This window comes from Paenibacillus qinlingensis, assembly GCF_031455095.1.
Classification (GTDB): domain Bacteria; phylum Bacillota; class Bacilli; order Paenibacillales; family NBRC-103111; genus Paenibacillus_E; species Paenibacillus_E qinlingensis_A.
Genome location: NZ_JAVDSB010000010.1, coordinates 78,206 through 97,513 on the forward strand (window position 1 = coordinate 78,206; position 19,308 = coordinate 97,513).

At 47.1% G+C, this 19,308-nt stretch carries 19 protein-coding genes and 1 riboswitch; of the genes, 4 read left to right on the forward strand and 15 right to left on the reverse strand.

Annotation, left to right across the window (positions count from 1 at the left end; translation table 11 throughout):
• Nucleotides 1-3: 3 nt before the first annotated feature.
• The 8 genes from J2736_RS22565 to J2736_RS22600 form a co-directional block, all read right to left on the reverse strand.
• Nucleotides 4-450, reverse strand: a complete 447-nt coding sequence (locus J2736_RS22565; protein WP_310500853.1) for a phage tail protein — start codon at nucleotides 448-450, stop codon at nucleotides 4-6.
• Between the two features lie 17 nt (nucleotides 451-467).
• A complete protein-coding gene (locus J2736_RS22570; protein WP_081787256.1) occupies nucleotides 468-650 on the reverse strand; it encodes a DUF6760 family protein in 183 nt (60 codons plus the stop codon).
• An 11-nt stretch (nucleotides 651-661) separates the two neighbouring features.
• Nucleotides 662-1,033 (reverse strand): hypothetical protein, encoded by a 372-nt coding sequence (locus J2736_RS22575; protein WP_068664310.1) that lies wholly within the window; start codon nucleotides 1,031-1,033, stop codon nucleotides 662-664.
• A 100-nt stretch (nucleotides 1,034-1,133) separates the two neighbouring features.
• Nucleotides 1,134-1,568: a phage tail protein gene (locus tag J2736_RS22580; RefSeq protein WP_056612231.1), complete on the reverse strand. Its 435-nt coding sequence runs from the start codon at nucleotides 1,566-1,568 to the stop codon at nucleotides 1,134-1,136.
• A gap of 41 nt (nucleotides 1,569-1,609) precedes the next feature.
• Nucleotides 1,610-3,343 carry a phage tail sheath family protein gene (locus J2736_RS22585; protein ID WP_310500854.1) on the reverse strand — a complete coding sequence of 578 codons (1,734 nt, stop codon included), beginning with the start codon at nucleotides 3,341-3,343 and terminating at the stop codon, nucleotides 1,610-1,612.
• 127 nt (nucleotides 3,344-3,470) lie between these two features.
• Nucleotides 3,471-4,280 carry a carboxypeptidase-like regulatory domain-containing protein gene (locus J2736_RS22590; protein ID WP_310500855.1) on the reverse strand — a complete coding sequence of 270 codons (810 nt, stop codon included), beginning with the start codon at nucleotides 4,278-4,280 and terminating at the stop codon, nucleotides 3,471-3,473.
• 12 nt (nucleotides 4,281-4,292) lie between these two features.
• A complete protein-coding gene (locus tag J2736_RS22595; protein ID WP_310500856.1) occupies nucleotides 4,293-4,871 on the reverse strand; it encodes a Pvc16 family protein in 579 nt (192 codons plus the stop codon).
• Nucleotides 4,872-5,107: 236 nt separating this feature from the next.
• Complete coding sequence (locus J2736_RS22600; protein WP_310500857.1) at nucleotides 5,108-7,309, reverse strand: ATP-binding protein; 2,202 nt, start codon at nucleotides 7,307-7,309, stop codon at nucleotides 5,108-5,110.
• 152 nt (nucleotides 7,310-7,461) lie between these two features.
• On the opposite strand from J2736_RS22600, the gene J2736_RS22605 reads away from it, so the two are divergent.
• Both J2736_RS22605 and J2736_RS22610 read left to right on the forward strand, forming a co-directional pair.
• Entirely contained in the window at nucleotides 7,462-8,574 is a 1,113-nt protein-coding gene (locus J2736_RS22605) for a GGDEF domain-containing protein (protein ID WP_310500858.1), read from the forward strand.
• A 130-nt stretch (nucleotides 8,575-8,704) separates the two neighbouring features.
• On the forward strand, nucleotides 8,705-9,352 hold the full coding sequence (locus J2736_RS22610; RefSeq protein ID WP_310500859.1) for an SOS response-associated peptidase: 648 nt from the start codon (nucleotides 8,705-8,707) through the stop codon (nucleotides 9,350-9,352).
• A gap of 97 nt (nucleotides 9,353-9,449) precedes the next feature.
• Here J2736_RS22610 and J2736_RS22615 read toward each other — a convergent pair whose 3' ends face one another.
• The 3 genes from J2736_RS22615 to J2736_RS22625 all read right to left on the reverse strand — a co-directional run bounded on the left by J2736_RS22615 (nucleotide 9,450) and on the right by J2736_RS22625 (nucleotide 12,440).
• Complete coding sequence (locus J2736_RS22615; protein ID WP_310500860.1) at nucleotides 9,450-9,887, reverse strand: DUF1284 domain-containing protein; 438 nt, start codon at nucleotides 9,885-9,887, stop codon at nucleotides 9,450-9,452.
• The gene (locus J2736_RS22620; protein WP_310500861.1) at nucleotides 9,884-10,459 is read right to left on the reverse strand and encodes an NUDIX hydrolase; all 576 of its coding nucleotides are present in this window, start codon (nucleotides 10,457-10,459) and stop codon (nucleotides 9,884-9,886) included. The genes J2736_RS22615 and J2736_RS22620 overlap by 4 nt, the downstream gene beginning before the upstream one ends.
• 568 nt (nucleotides 10,460-11,027) lie before the next feature.
• Nucleotides 11,028-12,440: a hypothetical protein gene (locus J2736_RS22625; protein WP_310500862.1), complete on the reverse strand. Its 1,413-nt coding sequence runs from the start codon at nucleotides 12,438-12,440 to the stop codon at nucleotides 11,028-11,030.
• A 150-nt stretch (nucleotides 12,441-12,590) separates the two neighbouring features.
• Here J2736_RS22625 and J2736_RS22630 point away from each other — a divergent pair, with 150 nt between their 5' ends.
• The gene (locus J2736_RS22630; protein ID WP_173116080.1) at nucleotides 12,591-12,806 is read left to right on the forward strand and encodes a hypothetical protein; all 216 of its coding nucleotides are present in this window, start codon (nucleotides 12,591-12,593) and stop codon (nucleotides 12,804-12,806) included.
• A 54-nt stretch (nucleotides 12,807-12,860) separates the two neighbouring features.
• Here J2736_RS22630 and J2736_RS22635 read toward each other — a convergent pair whose 3' ends face one another.
• The 4 genes from J2736_RS22635 to J2736_RS22650 form a co-directional block, all read right to left on the reverse strand.
• Nucleotides 12,861-13,976: a polysaccharide deacetylase family protein gene (locus J2736_RS22635; protein WP_310500863.1), complete on the reverse strand. Its 1,116-nt coding sequence runs from the start codon at nucleotides 13,974-13,976 to the stop codon at nucleotides 12,861-12,863.
• A 98-nt stretch (nucleotides 13,977-14,074) separates the two neighbouring features.
• Nucleotides 14,075-14,953: a polysaccharide deacetylase family protein gene (locus J2736_RS22640; protein WP_310500864.1), complete on the reverse strand. Its 879-nt coding sequence runs from the start codon at nucleotides 14,951-14,953 to the stop codon at nucleotides 14,075-14,077.
• 29 nt (nucleotides 14,954-14,982) lie between these two features.
• Nucleotides 14,983-15,243 (reverse strand): YqkE family protein, encoded by a 261-nt coding sequence (locus J2736_RS22645; protein ID WP_310500865.1) that lies wholly within the window; start codon nucleotides 15,241-15,243, stop codon nucleotides 14,983-14,985.
• A gap of 45 nt (nucleotides 15,244-15,288) precedes the next feature.
• A complete protein-coding gene (locus J2736_RS22650) occupies nucleotides 15,289-17,124 on the reverse strand; it encodes an APC family permease (RefSeq protein ID WP_310500866.1) in 1,836 nt (611 codons plus the stop codon).
• 99 nt (nucleotides 17,125-17,223) lie between these two features.
• Nucleotides 17,224-17,375: riboswitch (cyclic di-AMP (ydaO/yuaA leader) on the reverse strand.
• Between the two features lie 457 nt (nucleotides 17,376-17,832).
• Here J2736_RS22650 and J2736_RS22655 point away from each other — a divergent pair.
• A complete protein-coding gene (locus J2736_RS22655; RefSeq protein ID WP_310500867.1) occupies nucleotides 17,833-19,275 on the forward strand; it encodes an MFS transporter in 1,443 nt (480 codons plus the stop codon).
• Nucleotides 19,276-19,308: the final 33 nt, after the last annotated feature.

The window sequence follows — 19,308 nt, forward strand, 5'->3', positions numbered from 1 at the left end:
AACTTATTTCTTAAAAATCGTCTTCAATCCCGCATGCACGAGCTCAAGCGACTCAATCGCGACATTCGCACTTCCCGCATTCAGATCTGGGCCGTTCCATTTCACAGGGAATGCACTCGTAAATTCCCAACGACACATTTCTTTACCTTCAACATTGTACAAAAGAATGGAACCATTCTTACGGCTGATTTTGCCTTGAGCAGCGTTATTGTACCAATCCCATAGCTCGCTGGCATTGCTAATGCCCCTTTTGAGCACGATATTCGGGTACTTCGTATGTTGGACCATGTAGTGTGGATGGGTGTTCAAGCCACCTTCCCAATACGGCTTTACTTCGATCTCTGACTTCATGCCCGTCACTTCGGAGAATCCTCCAACGATCAGTCCATCAAGCTCAACGAGAAAACGAAAGTTACCGCCTACATTATGCAATTTGGATGACTTCGCCATTATTTGTTACTCACCTCTTACCGAAACACATCAAACGGATTATCTGGCTGTTTTTTACCTTCTTCGTTCAAATTGCGATTGATGCGGGAAATCTCCTCGCACCACGTACGGCGTTCACGGTGTTCCATCGACATAATTTCATCATGTGACCAATGAAAATAGTAAGCGATGAAGCCTACTTCTTCATATATTTTGTCTATGGGATAGCCCGTTACGCCATCTCGTCCAAAAAAGACACGTCCACATCAAACTCATGCTCACATTTTGGACAGCTTGTATGAACTCTTGGCGCGTCCATTTCGTTAATTTGACGATAAAAGTTTTGCAAGAATGCTAAATCTGCTGTAAAGAACTTTTCAACGACACGTGTATCAATCGCACGCAAGTCCCCTAAATTGGTAATGACACGTGTAAGCAAAATGATCGTTAAGTAGCCTGGGTTTTGCTGAACACGTTGGTCACGCATCGGTAAAATTTCATCCGCAGCTGTCGCTAAGCGCATAACACCTTTTTTGTGAAGCGTACCGTTATCATCAACATATCCTCTAGGAAGTTCAAATTCATATTCTGTTTTGAAAGCCATGTTGTTGTTACCCCCTTCGTGGTGATGAGGCTAAGCCTCTTAACAAAAAGAAGAGTTAGGAACCGGAGACATACGCTCCGGCACCTACTCTAACCTTGTATTACTTCGTACGTGTCATACCTTCATGAGCAAGCTCTAAGCTCTCGATAGCTACTTCGTTCCCAGTCCCTTTGAAGCTTGGTGCTGAGTACTTGGATGGCCATGCTTCGATTACTTGCCAAGTAGCTACATCTCCGCCCTCTTCGTTGATCGCGATAATCGTGACCGTTTTGCGGGAGATTTTGCCTTGAATGGATTCTGACATCCAGTTGTACATATCCATGGAGTCTGTAACTCCCCATTTCAATGAGATGTTCCCGTATTTTGCAAGTCCCGGAAGCTTCCGAGGCGTGATAGTTTCGTTTCCTTCGCGGTATTCAATTACCGATAGGGAAGCATCAAATCCAGAGATTTCGCTGAATCCAGCTTGTTGAATACCTTCTACTTCAATTCTAAATCTAAAATTGCGGTATGGATCCCTACGTTCGCCAGCCATAGTATACCCCTTTCCTAATATGCGTGATATCTAACGTTAGACTATTCTTCTCTTGTTTTCTGAGTAATGCGGAAGATGACGAACTCGGCAGGTTTCACCGGTGCAACCCCGATTACGCAGATGAGTCGACCATTATCGATGTCGTCCTGCGTCATGGTGCTGCGGCCAATATTAATGTAGAACGCTTCTGAAGGACTTCCGCCCATTAGAGCACCATCTCTCCATACCCGCGTTAAGAACGCATCAATCGTCCGCTGTACACGTGCCCAAAGCTGTTCGTCATTCGGTTCGAAGACAACCCAGTTCGTGCCGTTCTTGATGGACTCTTCGATAAAGATGAACAAACGTCTAACGTTCACATATTTCCATAAACCGTTCGACGATGTTGTACGAGCACCCCAAACGCGAATACCTTGTCCAGCAAAATGACGGATCAAGTTAACGCCTTGTGGGTTAAGAATATCTTGCTCGCCTTTGTTATATTGGCAATCTAGGCCAACGGCACCGCGAACGACTTCATTCGCAGGCGCTTTTTGTACGCCACGAGATTGGTCGGAACGGGAGTAAATACCAATGACAGAGCCAGATGGCGGTATGTAAATATTGCGTTTGTCTAATGGATCAAAAACTTGTAACCATGGGTTGTACATAGCCGCATAAGAACTGTCGAAGATGTTGCGGTGTGTCATAACATCCGCTACCTTCGTTTTCTCACGTGGAATATCGAGAACCGCGAAGCGGCTGCCCAAGTTTTCACAGTGCGCTACTAGGGATAATTGAACCGTAGGCTCAGTTACACCTGGAATCGCAATGATGGACACAACATCGTTATCGATGAAGGATTGAATCCCTGTACGCTTGCCTGGACCACGATCAACACCCATGTAAATATCTGGTGTTACATTCGCGATGGAACCGTTGCTACCGCCGGACAAAGCGATTTGGAATTTGCCTGCGGACTCGTTCTCGCCGGAAAGCACCTCGAAAGGAGCGATTGCGCCAAGATCTTGACCTTCTGTCAAATCCTTCACTGTAATAATGTTCGAGCGGGAAACAATTTTTTCAATGTGATTTGCTGCCGTAATGTTCAGGGATACCCGCTCATACGTCTCAGCCTCGTCACCGTAGAATACGTGAAGTGTAAATTCACTTGTCGTCAATACTTTTGCAGGCAGTAATCCGCTATCAACAACATCACCTTCAAGTGCCACAGACAACTCGATAATGTTATCTTGGGAAGCGACTACTTTGCTGTATTGTTTCGCGCCTGCTGCTTCGAAAGCAACTACGTCGCCAACGTTAAAGCCAGCGTTGTTTTTCACGCGATATTGTGTTTCACTTAGCACTTCATAGATTTGCGTCTTTGCTTTGCTAGCTGGCACAACAACGATACGTACTTGGTTCCCCCATGTTCCAGGGTTCTTGGAAGCAATTTCAATAATTGCTGATTCTTTATTCGTAGCCGCTTTGTTCGTTGCAACTTTCGCGTCAGTTGGCGCTACACGCATAACGAAACAGCGATTACCTCCGTTTAAGTAGAAATGCTCTACCGCGTAGGAAAGGAAACGATATTCGCCGAATTCATTCTCGGACAAGTAGCTACCGAATAAACGGTGGAAATCAGCTACGCTCGTAACCAGTTGAGGGACACCTTCAATTTCCCCTCTTTGCGCAAGCCCTATAAACCCGGCCGTACTTGTGCTTGCACCCTCAAGCGGTTGTGCTCCGCTGTCAAACTCTTCCACATAGACTCCAGGTGATAAATAGTCAGCCATTGTTCCCCAGTTCAGTCAGATGGCACTGCTTACTCAATAAATATGGCCAAAGGACATGAAACCAGTTCTCTCCTTTCTGCTTGTCATTTTGTATAGAAGATGGACGTGTCCATTCTACTAATTAGGGTTACGCGAGACGTATCGTGCCAAGATTAGTTGTTGTTCCTTCAGCTACTGCGAGATCTTGGATACTGTGACTGTGCTTGCCACCTGCCCCATAAGTAATGACCAAGTCCGTCTGAAACGTCGGAATTCGATTACCTCGAAAAGCAATGGCAACCTCGCCACGCTCTGTACTTCGGGTCTCTTGCACAGGTAACAGCATAGCGCCACGGGAATACGATTGGGTCAGAGGATTCAATAATCGAAATCTTTTTTGATGCTCGAGTACTTCAGAAATCCGAATGACCTCTTCCGAGGCTTGAGAACCTCTTCCACGCAGCAGATACACATCACCAGCCACAATGCCGCCTGTAAATGAGCCTAAGGTCATTTCCATCGCGCCTTTGTCAGCTTGATCAACCATTAATCGCGCGCGCGCGCAGTCCTCCGTTAGCACGGTCGACTGTAAGTGAGCATCACAGATCGGAGCCCCTGCTGCATTCTGCAACATGACTCGAATAAGTCCTGCCCCTTGGGAAAATGGGTATGAAGGTAACGGTTTCAATTGAACGACTTCAATAAAATTGTGTGTGCCAACCGTGATGTTCGTTTGTTCTTGAAAATAATACTCGCTCTGTACCGATAATCGGTATTCGCCGGGGGATAAATCGTTGAATATATAGGAACCATTCGATTTGCGAATTGCTTTCGAACGGGAGCCTTCTAGGTGTACAGTGGTCTTGTTGCCAAGAGGAGCCCCAGAGGAGAGTGCGTCTATCACACACACAACAAGGGATACACGGGATCTCAATTGTGATATTCGAATCTGATCCACAGGTGGATCCTCCTAACCTTGAATACGAAAATCGGTTTCCGAAACCCTTTTAGTTGTTTTGATACGAGTTGAATCAATATGTACTGGCCCCACCGTATAGGCGACTGAGAGTCTGTATGGGGTATCTGAGAAATTCCACATATTCATGAGACTTTCACCTTTAAAAGGATCCATGACGATACGAACTTCTTCATCTTGCTCAGCTAACGTACCGACTGTCATTGAACCTCTAAGGATGGAATGATCGTAGAATACCTGCATGGCTCTGCCAAGAATCCGATGTTCATCCAGTGCTCGCGATGAGAGTTCGGCCGGCGACTGCACGGTAACTAGATAACATAAATCGACAACCATAGGAGGAAACTGAATTTCATTCGTTCCTCTAGCAATCATATGGGTTTGGCGATTATTGCCACTCTCACGAACATTATAAAGATAGAGAGAGAGATAGAAGTCCCCTTTATCTACTGGTGATGCTAGACCAATCATTTCTGGTTGCGGAATGGGATCTGGGGTCATGTTTTCTCTAAGTAGCTTAACTAATGATGCACTTACATCAGCGATCACAGAATAATTGCCTATGAGTGTCACTTCCTGCCTCTAAATACCTACTAAACTTGTAAAAAAGATGATCTTTATGTCGCATTGTGTATCTTTTTCTATTATAGATGTAAACCCTCAGGTTGACTATAGGAATTATATTATTTATTTATGCATTTTCCTCGAATTTTGGCGATTTTTGACCAAAAAATGGCGTATACAGCATACAAAAATGAAAACTCACACATCGTGTGAGTCCTCCTTTTTACTTACATATTCTAGTATATCTAGTAATCTTCCCACTCTTGTCGTGCAAGGATTTTACCTGATTTTTGAAGCTCATGTCGGATCGACTTGATAATATGCCCCATCCGAATAGATTCACCTGATTCCGCCGCCAAGAAAGCGGAAGAGAGAACGACATTCTTGATGTTCCCCCCTGCTATCTCGTAACGCTGGGCTAGATATTTGAAATCAACATCATCGTTAAGAGGCGCTGCTGGCGGAAACATGGACTGCCAAATTTTCTCCCGGTATTCAGGGTCCGGAAACGGAAACTTGATAACATAATTGATCCGCCTCAAAAAAGCTTCATCAATGTTATTTAATAGATTGGTAGCCAGAACCGTGATGCCCTGATATTCCTCCATTTTTTGGAGTAAATACGCGGTCTCAATGTTCGCATACTTATCATGGGAATCTTTTACCTCGGAGCGTTTCCCGAATAGCGCATCCGTCTCATCGAAAAACAGCACCGCATTACTCAACTGCGCCTCTTCGAAAATTTCGTGCAGGTTCTTCTCGGTTTCACCGATGTACTTACTGATCACCTGGGAGAGGTCTACCTTGTACAGCTCCAGCTGTAAGTCCCCGGCTACAACCTGCGCCGACATCGTTTTCCCTGTACCTGGCGGCCCGGCGAAGAGCATGCTGAGCCCCTTGCCGTAGGCTAACTTCTTCTCGAAGCCCCAATCGTTGTACACGACGCCGCGATACTTTACTTGATTACACGCGTTGCGGAGCTGATCCTTCTGCTCTGGGGGGAGGATGACATCCCCAAACCCATAGCGAGGCTCAATACGCGTTGCCTTACGCTCCAGCTTATGCTGCACTTGCTGGTAGCAAGCCTTATACAGCGCATCGCTGCGCAGTGCGCCGGCATTGCCCGTCCCGGCAGCTGTCGTCTGCCAGGACGAGTACCCGCGCGCCAGCGTGAGCGCGCGGCGAATTTGCCCTGGGGTGAAGCGGAATTTGCCGCTCATCACCCGGTAATCTACATCGCCAGCGACGCCGAGCTCCTGCGCGAATGCCTGCCACAGGCGTTCGCGCCCGCCTTCGTCTGGCACGGCAAGCTCATGCTCAAGGAGCAGCCGCTCCTTGGGCTTCCAGCTTAGCCGGTTGAACTTACCGGCTAAGAGAAAGACCATGCCGCCATAGCCGTCGAGCAGCTCATGGAACCGACCGAGCCGCTGCTGGGCAGCCAAGTCCGGCTCATCGGGGTAAAGCACCTCCAGCTGTGTAAAGCACAGCACAGCTTGGTGCAGAATCGCTTCGCGCACGATGATGCTGATCTGCTCTTCAAAGCTCACCGCATGCAGAAGGACATCTGCCAGATTCACAAGCAGCAGCGGCTTATTGAAGGAGCGGCTGAGATGCTTCACCTGCAGCTTTTTACCAGATCCTGCATTTCCCCATAAGTGGAAAGCAAGGCGCTTGCGCTCCGTCACGGGCACCTCGTACATGTCTGCAATAAAACCACGCAGTCGTTGCTGAAAATCTTCTTGAACCAGCAAGGGAGAGAGTTCATCGTCCGGATACACAATCTCAACCGCCGGCTTCAGCTTCGGATCTAACTCCCCTGAATCCAACAGAAAGGTCACAATCCGTTTATCCAGCTGCAAGGGTTTGGACAATAAGGTCTGACCACCCGCGACAAGTGTGTCTGGATGCAGCACATAGCGGGCTAATCTGCCATCCGGTGCCATAAATGTCGTACGCGCAGCCCGCATGTCCTCCGGACTTTGGCAAGCAATTTGCAGCGCCAAGCTAATATTAGGCGTTTTGTTAGTTAGATCGTCTAACAGAAAGCCGAAAATGCGCTCATATTTCCGATCCAGTTCCACAGCAAGCCCCAGCATAACGAAACGCTCTTCTATAGAAGAAAAGCCGAAAACCGTAGACAAATAAGCCAAAGGCAGAAAAACACCTGACTTACGGCTATGGGCCAGGCGATCGGCGATTGCACTGTCCAGCAACTCTATTTGTCCAAGCAGTTCATGCTCTTCCTCATCGATTTCTTCTTCCGTATTGAATCCGCCAATAAGACGAATAAATTCGTCTTCCGATACAAACATTCCGCGGAATGAATCCGTTTGCGGATCAGGCGTCAGCTTTTGACGGCGCTTATAGAGAAGCTCTAGCTTTTTATCTAGCAGCAGAAGCTCGTCCTTATAATGTTCCCATGCATGCACATACCCTAGAGCTGTCATAAGCCTCCCCAATGACTCTGTATATTTTTATAAACAAATCGGTTAACATCATTAATTGCTTGCCTAAAGAGGGGGTTATTCTTTACAATATCAGGATAAGGCACAAATCATTTCGACACCTTCTGCCCTGAAAGGAAAGTGGCCTCCTTTTGATGGAACAATTTCCAGCACATGATCCAACTTGGAATCGAAAGCTCATTCGAATGCTGTGGTGGATCCTCATCATTTATGAAATAGCTGCTACGATTGCTTTAGGCTTTGAAATTAGTGAGCAACCGACGAATGGGTTCGATAGCTTCATTCGCTTCCAACTTGTTCCTACATCATTGCAGCTACTTGTTATGGGCTTAGGCTATTTGGCCATGCACTATTTAAAGTACTATAGCGATTTTATCATGATCACATGGACCATGACCATGATTAGTATATTCATCCTTTGTATACCTGAAATGACACACAGTTACGAGCTGCTCAGCATGCCTATTTTGTTAGCATCGATCTATTTTCAGAAAAGATATGTTATTTTCGCCTACAGTCTCGGTATTGCTTGTCTTCTCTTACTGCTATTCATCCAGCTGGTTAGAGGACAATCAGCAAACCCCTACGAGATCATTGTATCCCTCACGATTATTACCGCAACATCCATGCTTTGTTTTGCGATTATGAGCCGCGGGCTTGACCTGCTCGCCAGGCTTCAGAATTCAGTCGTACGCGAGCAAGATCTACTGATTCGCAACGTCATGATTGACCGTCTTTCCAAAGTTGATGCGCTTACGGAGCTCTTCAATCATCGCTCTTTTCAAGAGCATACGGATCACCTTATTTCCCATATGCCCCACGATACACCTCTCGTGCTCGCCCTGATGGATATTGATAATTTTAAGCTCATTAATGATAATTATGGTCATTGGGTTGGTGATGTTGTTCTCAAAACCATCGGCAGCCTCCTCAAAGACGTGCTTGGCCCGGATGATATGTCTTTTCGGTACGGCGGTGAGGAGTTTGCTGTTCTATTCGTTGGGAAGTCGGATCAGGATGTGCTGCCCATTTGCGATACAATTATGGAAACCATTCGTGGTACCGTCATTCCAGAAATGCCTGATTACAAATTGACCATGAGCATCGGACTCGCAACGTATAATCGAAACACGATGAAAAAAGCTTGGTTTCAGCTTGTTGACGAATGCCTATACACCGCCAAACGCAACGGCAAGAATCGTATTCACGTCCATGCAGCAGATATTCAAGTACCGATAGCTGAATAACCCTTACACCCAGGAGCAAAATGCTTCTGGGTTTTTCATTTGGAGTTGCCGTGGAAAAAAGTGTTAAGCCTCATACATGAATTGGTTGCATTAGGAAAATAATATACCAAAATCTAATGAGGTGATAACCATGTGTCATTCCATAGCCATACTGGCTGATGTGCACGAAGTCATGAAGCAATTCCGCGTCGATCGGCTCTTATCTTACAGTTCCAATCGGTATGAGGTGCGACCTACTGAATCTGTGTCTGCGGTGATGATTAATCGCAAAGGAGAGCGTCTGTTAGATGAATTCCGTTGGGGACTGATGCCTTTCTGGGCCAAAGATGCTGTCTGCGGTGAACGCAACTCCATTTTCTCCAACATCGTATTCGAGCGTATTGTCAAAAAGCAACGTTGCGTCATCCCTTGCAGCAGTTTCTACGTGGGGCGGACAGAAGGGAAGGAGACCGAGTGGATTCGTTTCAAAATGCGGAGCGGAACGTTCGGTATCGCAGGGCTCTACGATATTTGGCAAGCACCTTCCGGTGGAGAGGAGCTGCGTACGTGCATGATGCTAATGACGGAATCCAACTCCGTTGTATCTCCGTATCACGCTAGCATGCCAGCTATTCTCGATGAGGAACATATGGAGAAGTGGCTGCAGCCTGATCAGAAGGACAGCCGTCAGTTACGATCTTTTCTTCAACCCATCGATGAGATGCGGATGGTCGCTAATATTCTTACATCCCCTGCAGAGAAGATGGAAGTGGGTTCGGATGTCAGTATTTTTGTATGAGATCAGTGCCTTCCTTTAAGATGGAACATTAGTCGACATGCAAAATAAAAAAACTGTCCTCATGTAGACAATCGGATCTACGTGTGGACAGTTCTTTTTATTTTTTCTTCGGTACGGGCGGCAAGGCGCCACCCTCTCCGATGATTCGCACACCATCCGCACATACGCCATAGGGTTCCCAGCGGCAGGTTGCACATAAGTTGCTGATGTCCGCAGGCCGCACTTCTAGAGCAACTTGACCACATATGGTCGCCCACGTCCGCTCCATACCGACAGCTAACCCAAGCTTGGCAACGATTTCGGCGTCACGTTGATACACGGTCCGGTTCTCACAATGCGCAACTTCATCTTTGGGAAATTCGGCGCATAAATCATCCGGCCCCAGCACAACGCGAATCATTGTCTCAGGCTCAGTCCGCAATTGCTCGTACACCGTCGTCATATTCTCACAAAATGCAGGGGAGTACCCCATCCCTCTATAGCCCAGTAGACATAGCAAATGGTGGCCACGCAGCTGGATGATAGGTTCGATCATACCGTATTTACCCTGGGTACACGGTACAATCCGTATCCAGGCATCGTAATAACGGGATCCGTATCCTCTACGAGCCCATCTCCTTTGGAATGCATGGCAACATCGATGAGCCACTTGGTAAAATCGGCTACAGGCATGGAAGCCATTTCTTCCAGGCTATAAAAACCTGCTGCATCTACCTCTACGCCATCTGGCTGAGGGGTTCCACTGATGTAGTCCATTTCAAAAGCAATGTACACATTATGTATGCTTCTTGGCAAATCACGCAGAGCAACTAGACGTGAAACGGAAGCTTCAACACCGCACTCTTCCATCACTTCACGGGTGATTGTATCCTGAATGAGTTCATGCTGCTCAATATAGCCGCCAGGATTTGTCCATCTTCCTTTACCTGGCTCTTGTGCTCTACGAACAAGTAAAATCTTCTCATCTTTCATCACTAGTGCGCCAACCCCAACGCTGTAGTTCCCCCAATGAACGAAACTGCATGCTGTGCAGGCTCTTCGCTCGGTTCCATCCACATCACGCGTCTCCATGGCAGCTCCGCAGCTGCTGCAAAATTTCGCTTCCATCTGTTCCCAGCTCCCTTTGGAAATCTTTCCTTTATATGCAAGCTTACTGCGAATGATAGACAATAGGCAACTTCCATTTAGAGGATCTTACTGGTCATTTGGCGGAGAATAAGAGTGGCTTTCATCGCTTGCGCTGCATTATCGTTGATTTTCAAGTTTTCGTATGTGCTGAAGTCGATGGAACGTGTTGGGGAGAGTGGGTTAGTTTGATGGGGACTAGTGTGGGGGCGAGGGGCAGCTTGTGGTGCGGAGGGGAGCGGTGTGTAGTGCGAGGCGGCTGAGTAGTTACTCGTATTCAGAAAAACCTGCGAAAATGCAGGCTTTTTTTAGAGTTTCTATAACAATCGGCAAATTGCTGCGAATATGCAGTTATTCAAGGATTTTTCATCTATCTAGGTTAAAAAGAGGAAAAAAAGATGTATATTTGCAGGAATCCCCATCTGCAGGGGGAAATCGGCAAAAAAACCTGCATATTCGCAGGTTTTCTGCTTTTATCCCCACGTCTAGCCCCAAACCAAAGAACACCCCAACATGGAGGTGCCCCATTTTTTCCATTTTTTGCGGCTACCTACACCAAAAACATCGCCACAATCGTTGTCACAGCCAATCCGATGAGCACAGGCTTCAGATTCCGTCGCGCGAGCTCGAACGGACTCACACCGCAGATCGCCGCGGCTGGAATAAGCGCCCACGGGATCAATGTCCCGCCGCCGACCCAGATGGCGGCTACTTGCCCTAGCGCAGTCAGAACTGCTGCGCCTGAACCAATGGCGGTCGCGAACAGCTGCGCGATGGAGCCCGCCAAGGAAATGCCCGAGAAGCCGGAGCCATCGAGGCCTGTAATGGCGCCGACGACGGTTAGTGTCACGGCACCAATGGCTCCATTCAAAGGCACAACGCCTGCGAGTGCCACGCCTAGATCGTTCACAAGACCGTGTGAACCTTCAGGCAGGATTTTACCGAATAGCTCCGTAATTGCGGAGTCACCTAAATAGAAGAAAGCCGCAATCGGGATGACGGGTCCGAAGACTCTGAAGCCGAATACAAAGCCTTCAATTAAATACGATGTGATTTTCTCCACACCCGCATTGCGATGAGCGATTAAGGTGACTGCAATTAAGATAAATACCGCTGTACCACCCACGAGAGCGGTTGCATCACCGCCTTGCAAATTCAAGACAAACATGGCAATAACATCTAGCGCGAACAGCACAGGAATTAGGATCGCCAGCGTTCGTTTTAAACGCTCACCAATCAACACTTTGGTCTCTTCCCCTACAGGAACGAGGCCTCCGCTTTCCTCTAATCGGGAGTCGACGAGCCCGCTGCGCCATTTGCCATTTCGCATATCACGCCGCATCAGCCAAAAAGCTGTTATTGTCGTCACAAGCCCCATCACAATGACAAGAGGAACACTCGCTTCCATGACGGCAGATACCGGTAATCCTGCTGCATCCGCTGTCAATTTAGGCGCGCCTTGGATAATGTAATCACCAGATAGCGCAATCCCATGACCGAAGAGGTTCATCGCCATCGCGGCACCAAGTGCCGGCAAGCCAACGCGAACAGCGACGGGCAACAGGACAGCGCCAATCAGCGCAACCCCAGGGGAAGGCCAAAAAAACCAAGACGTCACCATCATAATGATCCCAATACCCCAGAATGCGAGTGCAGGTGTTCTCAAAAATTTGGTAAGCGGCGCCACCATCGTTTCATTAATCCCCGTGCGAATTAAGACGCGGCTCATGGCCACGATAATGGAGATAATCATAATCGTCCCCATTAACTCTTTGGTCGCATAAATAAAGCTGTTAAATACGCCTGATACGGAGCCGCTCAACGTTTCCGTCGCTAGCAACCCTAATGTAAAAATACCCACCACACAAATCATCGTCGTATCTCTGCGTTTTACAAGAAGCGTAAGAATAAAACCAATAAACACTAAATAGACCCAATGAATCGGTAAAAGTTGAATATCCATCCTGCACCACACGCCTTCTCTGCCCTAGCAGCAATTGGTGCTACATTCTATGCTAGGCTAGGCATAGGCGTTCGTCTAAATTCGGGCATTTCGTCACCTTGTGGTACAATAAAAAGAACTATTTTAATGTGATAAGGGGAACATACATACATGGCAAGGAATCAACGTTTACATACGGATGCAGATTTTCAGGAGGTCATTGACCGACAGGGTGTTGTTCGCATTTTTAAAGATGATCATATCGTCGATTCCAATGCAGTTGTTCTACGTTTCAGTGATACGACCGTCGTGGTGCAAACGCGCGTCAGCGATTTGACCTATTATGACCGAGCAGCTTGTGAGTTTTTTGAAATGAAAAAAAGATAGGGTTCTGTTCATGAACAAAAAGAAGCCGCTGCAATGCGGCTCCCAATCATTGGTTTACTTTTTATGATACAACTTCATTCGCCACATCAAATCATCTTCAGACATATACGACGTGCCTGCATGGATTCTATAAATTTCGTTATTTCCTTTGGTATTAATCCCCTCTTTGGTCGTGAAGAAAAGCTCAATTCCCAATTCCTTTCCTACCCCAATAACCGTGTCATTATAGGAACCAAAAGGAAATGCAAGCAGACGATACTGTGGTCCTAACTCCTCCACAATACGATTTTCAGCTTTTAACAAATCCTGCTTAATTCGTTTGCGATACTCATCGTCCGTTTCCATTCTTTTTTCGTTTTCCAAATAGATAGGATTGGTTAGCATTGGCATCAGTGTATTGTCAGAACCCGCCTTGACCTTATCATGATGATCGTAGGTATGAGAGTAAAAACTCATCCCGTTCTGTTTCATTTCTCTCATTTGATCCCATGTCAAACGGGGTGCCTTAGGATGATCAATCGAATCAACAACGATAAATTTAGTAGCGTGGAAACCAAAGTTAAGTAATTCAGGATACGCGTGGGTATAAAATGATTCATAACCGTCATCAAATGTAATGACAACCGCATTTTGAGGTACCGCAGCGTCACCCTTCATGAAATGAAGAAAATGTTCCATCGAAATCACATTGTAATCTTCTTTTTTCAACCTCTGCAGGTGACTTTTAAATCTTTTCGGGGAAATGGTAATCCCGTTTTCTTTTTCATCAATGTGATGATAGGCCAGTACAATGACTTTGTTCGTGTAGTGAACCTTTTGCTTACTATAATCCCCTTGATTAAAGGCTAGTGCATTTCCTTGACGCTGTAGGGGTTGTTGTTGCGTTTCGAGTTCTAACTGCTGAACGACAGGTTTCACTTCTTGCTTTACTTCTGGTTTCACTTCTTGTTTCACTTCTTGTTTTACTTCTTGTTCTGCAACTAGTTCCGTTAACTGTTCATAGGATGGCACAAGATGTTCTTCACTACTTACTTGTTCTGGACTGATGGTCTGCTCCAAGGACTTCAACGATGCGTTCGGCAATACAACATAGAGACAAAATAAAACGCTAGAAACTAATAAAACAGTAAACGCCAAGTTCGTTGGATTTGCCAATTTTAGTCCATTCATGCTGACAACAACCCCGTAAATGAGATAATGATAAATTACGAAGATAGTATCATGAAAACGCTTTCTTGTAAACTATTTATTACGGCTGCTTTGTCCTCCTAATCGTTAAGTTCCATAGAAGCAAGTTGCACGAAATGGAAGCCCGCTTGTTGCAGCACCGGAATCGCTTTGATGACACCCTCCGCTGTATCCTTCTCGGGATGATTCATGTGTGCGAGAACGATGGACCCGCTCGTGGCCTTTGAAATCGCGTTGTACACTTGCTCCGTGTTATACGTCGCTCCCGCATCACCAAGCACAGAGTATCCCGCTATCGCGAATCCTAAATCATGCGCAACAGCTACCGCAATCTCATCGTAAAATGCTGTGCCTGAACGGAAAAATAGGGGCCTTTTCCCCGTCAGCTTCTCGATTTGATCCGCATTATCATTCATTTCATGAATGACTTCTTTGACGCTCTTCGTACCCGCAATACCGTATGCTGGCTTGCCTGTGACAGATAAAGGGCGGTGCTCGGTGCCATGATTTTCAATCTCAAACAAGGGATTCGCGGCTAAAGATTGAAAAGTAGACGGATTCGCAGCCATCCATCTAGCATTGATAAATAACGTAGCTGGAATCTGCTCCTGAATTAAATACTGGATCAGCTTCTCATCGTAGCCACTGCCATCCTTCCCACCGCAGGCATCAAAGGTAAGGGCAATCACTTTGTTCTTCGTTTGTAAGCGTGTTTGGACACCAGGGACACGCTCTCCCCACTTCGTTGGGCTCGCAGAGGCATAACGAGCAAGCAAGGTTTGTTCCACCGTTGCGAAAGCTAGGACAGGTGACGCAGTTGGGCTACTCACTGGTGTTGTGTTTGCCGTTGGTTCGGCTGTTGGCAATAGTGCCGGTACCGGTGTCGAAGCAACCGCCGTTTCCACTTCCACAGCATGCTGCTCCACCTGACAACCTGCAAGCGCTAACATGGCACTCATGAAAAAAAGGAGGCACATCGTGCGCCCCCTCATTTATGTTTCCGCCAGTCTAATCTACTTTTCTCCAGCTGATAGGCAAAATCGTTCTCAAGACGCTTCTCTTCCGCCTTGCGTGCCGCCTCTACCTTGGCTCTCTCTGCGTCCTTCTTCGCTTGCTCCTCCGCTTTCATCGCGTCAGCCTGGGCTTTGAGTCCTTCTAGTATTTCTGGACGCAGCAAATCTTTCAACGTTGCAGGTTTATCTTGCACGCTAGCCGCAGCTGGCGTCATTTTTGCTTTCTTTTTCACCATAATAAGGTCACCTCGTCTACAAGTTCTCCCTATTATTGTACACCTCTATTGATGTAAATGATACGGTACTGTCGCAACAACGATATCCTTATCGGCTTGAAGCTTCGAACGAATCCGCGCCGCAGACTGATTATGGAGCAGACGATGCCACCATTTCTTCGGCATGAATTGCGGAAGAATAACCATGATAGACTGCTTCTCAGACACATGCGTGTCGATGCGATCAATGAATTCGGCCAGCGGCTTCAGGATCGTTCTATATCGCGATTTGAACACAACGAGTCGAACGCCTGGATCCCAGATCTGCCACTTCTCCTGCATCGATTCTTCATCCTCATCCGAGAAGGACACATAGAACGCAATAACGTTAGGCGAAAGCGATCTGGCATAGTTCAGGGTTTGCTCTACAGCTTTATGAATCCCAGCTACGGGTACGATAATGACAGGTTCTTTGGTACACACACGGTCTTGTGTGATATCGATACGCAGTTGTTTAGCCACGTCGTCGTAATGATGGCTGATTTTCGTAATAACCCATAGGAGTAGCGGTGTAATAACAATGACAATCCAAGCGCCCTCGCTAAATTTTGTGACAGAGAAAATGATAAGAACCGCAAGGGAGACGATCCCCCCTAGGCCGTTAATGATCAGCTTCCCGATCCAGCCGGATACGCGTTCTTTGAGCCATTTTCGAACCAAGCCCGTCTGAGCAAGTGTAAAAGATAAAAATACGCCAATCGCATAAAGCGGAATAAGTGCATCGGTTTTACCTTTAAAACCAATCAGAAGCAGACTCGCCAATACGCCCAGCGTAATGATGCCATAATGATAGGAAAGACGATCCCCACGGAAAGAGAACATGCGCGGGAAGTTTTTGTCCTGAGCCATGATCGATGCCAAGATCGGGAAGCCATTAAAGCTCGTATTCGCTGCAAGCACTAGAATGAGCATCGTTGCGATTTGAGTCGCATAATACATCGTGCCACGGCCAAAAGCTTGCTCCGTCACCATCGATAGAACTGATGTATGACCATTCGGGTCAGGCGCAATCCCATACCCTAAAGCAATCAGCGTGACACCACCGAAGACGATAGCCAACAAAAAGCCTAAGGAGAGCAGCGTTCGTTGGGCATTTTTCACGGAAGGTGTTCTGAAATGGGGCACGGCATCCGAAATCGCTTCGATCCCTGTGACTGCTGAGCAACCAGAAGAGAACGCCTTAAGAATAACGAATAAGGTCAATGAGCTCGTTGCTGCACTGGGTGTGAATTCGATAGCGTGTGTATTCAGTGAACCCGTGAGCAAATCGAAAATGCCTTTTCCAACTAACAACAGGATACATAGGATGAAAAAATAAGTAGGTATGGCGAATACCGTGCCTGACTCAGAAGTACCTCGCAAATTCAGCCACACCATGATCCAAACCAGCAGGATGGTGAGCGGAACAATGTAAGGAACAGCTGATGGGAAGGCAGACGTAATCGCCTGGACGCCAGCCGAGATCGACACGGCAACCGTTAGGGTATAGTCAATCAGCAAGGAGACTCCTGTAAGTCGACCCCATACCATCCCTAAATTCTCTTTCGTAACCATATAAGCGCCGCCACCCATAGGGTAGGCTTCAATCACCTGTCTATAGCTCAACACTAGCAAAAGTATCAAAGCGATGATGGAGACCGCAATCGGCAAGGAGAAGGCAAATGCAGCTACACCAACTGTTGCAAGCTCTAAAAGAATTTGCTCTGTCCCGTATGATACGGAAGATAAGGCATCGGAAGACAGGATGGGAAGTCCTTTCCAGACAGGCATTTTCTCCGACTCAATCTCACTCGACTTTAGCGGCTTACCAAACACAATTTTTTTCAATGATTCACTTGTCATTTCGCGATTGTTCCTCCAATAAAACGAATATCACGCACCACACTTGAAAAATGGACGCAAAAAAACACAAGGAATGACCTTGTGTTTTAAACACATGTTCTCCTTTCTCACGATCGCTTACGAGGTTAGCTGCCGGGTTCGGGCCGCGAGAAATCCGCCCTAAAAGGTACTTGGTATTCGTACCCCTACTCACCCCATGATACTTGTGGTTCCCCCGCTTTTCTTAACAGAAAATTAAGCGAAATATTCAACTGTTCTAGTACGTGTTGAATACTACTCTCTTCTACTCACATAGTAAAGGATGGAAAAAACGTAAAAAGCCCCCTCCCACCTCTTGTATCACGCAATAATTCGCTTACAATTACATGATTCTTTGATTTTCTTCCATTATCGTACGTAATCGGGGTATTTGATGAAAAGAAGTGGCTTGTATCCTTCAGAGGTTGTTCCATTCATTCCATCGTCCCTTCAAAAGGAGGAATTTCGGGGAAGGACACCTCTTAGGTGCCCGGAATGAGTCGTGAATAACTGGAAAAACTATGATAAGGTGTCCCCTTATATTCCTCACTCATCTTTTTGTATAGTAATACGATTATTTGGATAAATATACAACATTACAATGGTCATATACTTAAATTCATTGACACACCCTAACCCTCATGCTAAACTGTCACAAATAAAATTATAGTTCAGATCGGATGGTGTACCATGTCAGACAACGCAAACTCTTCAGCACAAGGAACAACACATGCGCAACCTGAGATGCCAGGTCGTTTACGAGAAACGCCGGTATCGTGGTTGCTCTGTTTTACCATTGTACTGGTGATCATGAATACGATGATGTTCAACCTGGCACTTCCCAAAATCTCAGTGCAATTCGAGCTCAGCCCCTCGACAGCATCGTGGATTGTCACGGGATATTCCATCATTTTCGCCATTGCATCGATTACCTACAGCCGCTTGTCCGACTTCGTGCCGATTCGCAAACTCTATGTCATTGCTCTGCTTTCACTAGGCGGCGCTTCCGTCTTAGGACTGTTCACGAACAGCTTCGGATTGTTGCTGCTTACCAGGCTGATTCAAGCATCTGGCGCAGGCGCGATCCCATCGCTTGGCATCGTTCTCGTCACCCGTTACATCCCATTGTCTCGCAGAGGCAGAGCGATGTCGCTCATCTTATCCGCGGCCTCACTCGGCTTAGGGCTCGGCCCCGTCGCAGGCGGTTCTATCGTTCAGTATTTGGGCTGGCACTTCCTGTTCGTGATTACCGGGATTACGCTTCTGCTTATCCCTATATTTTTAATCTTGCTCCCAAAAGAAAAAGCAGAAAGCGGCTCGTTCGATTTCATCGGTGCGCTGCTCCTTGGCGTTGGAACGACTGGCCTACTGCTCTTCCTAACGTCCAAGAGCATCGTTGCCCTCTTAGTAGGTATACTCGCGATTGCCCTATTCACTCTGCGCATTCGTATGGCGTCGCAGCCATTCGTTCTGCCCGCGCTATTCAGCGACAGACCTTATATGGCGCTTAGCGCGATCGGCGTTTTTTCCTACATGATTAGCTTCGGCTTCCTGTTCCTTGCGCCACAGATGCTCGCTCGTGTATTCGGTTTAGCTCCGCTTACCTCAGGACTATTGCTTTTCCCAGGAGCACTCCTAGCCATGCTGGTGTCGAATCGTGTTGGACGTATCATTGACCGTTATGGGAACTCAGCTCTACTTCGTTACGTGCCATGGTTGATGCTACTCTCTACCGTGCTATTGGCCCTGACAGCCAGCTACTCTTACTACTGGATTGCTGCACTCTACATCTTGGTCAGCATCAGCTTCACGACACTCTCCAGCGCAGTATCCAATGAGCTCTCCCGGCAATTGCCGAAGGAACGCATCGGCTCCGGCATGGGCTTGTTCCAATTGCTGCAGTTTTTCAGCGGCGCATTCGCCGTGGCGCTCTCGGGGAGCGCGCTCGTGTGGCAGAAATCACTGCCGCTTGAACGTGCTTTCGATAACCTGATCTGGGGGATGGCGGTCATTGCGTTCCTAACCATTGGCAGCTCTATCTTATACAACAATTATGCAAAAAAGAGGCTTACCGATCTCGCCGCAACGGAGTCCGTTGGAAGAGCGGCGATACCTAAGACGGCAATCAAATAAGTGCTTCCAGATCGCTCAGATTAAGATGATGGC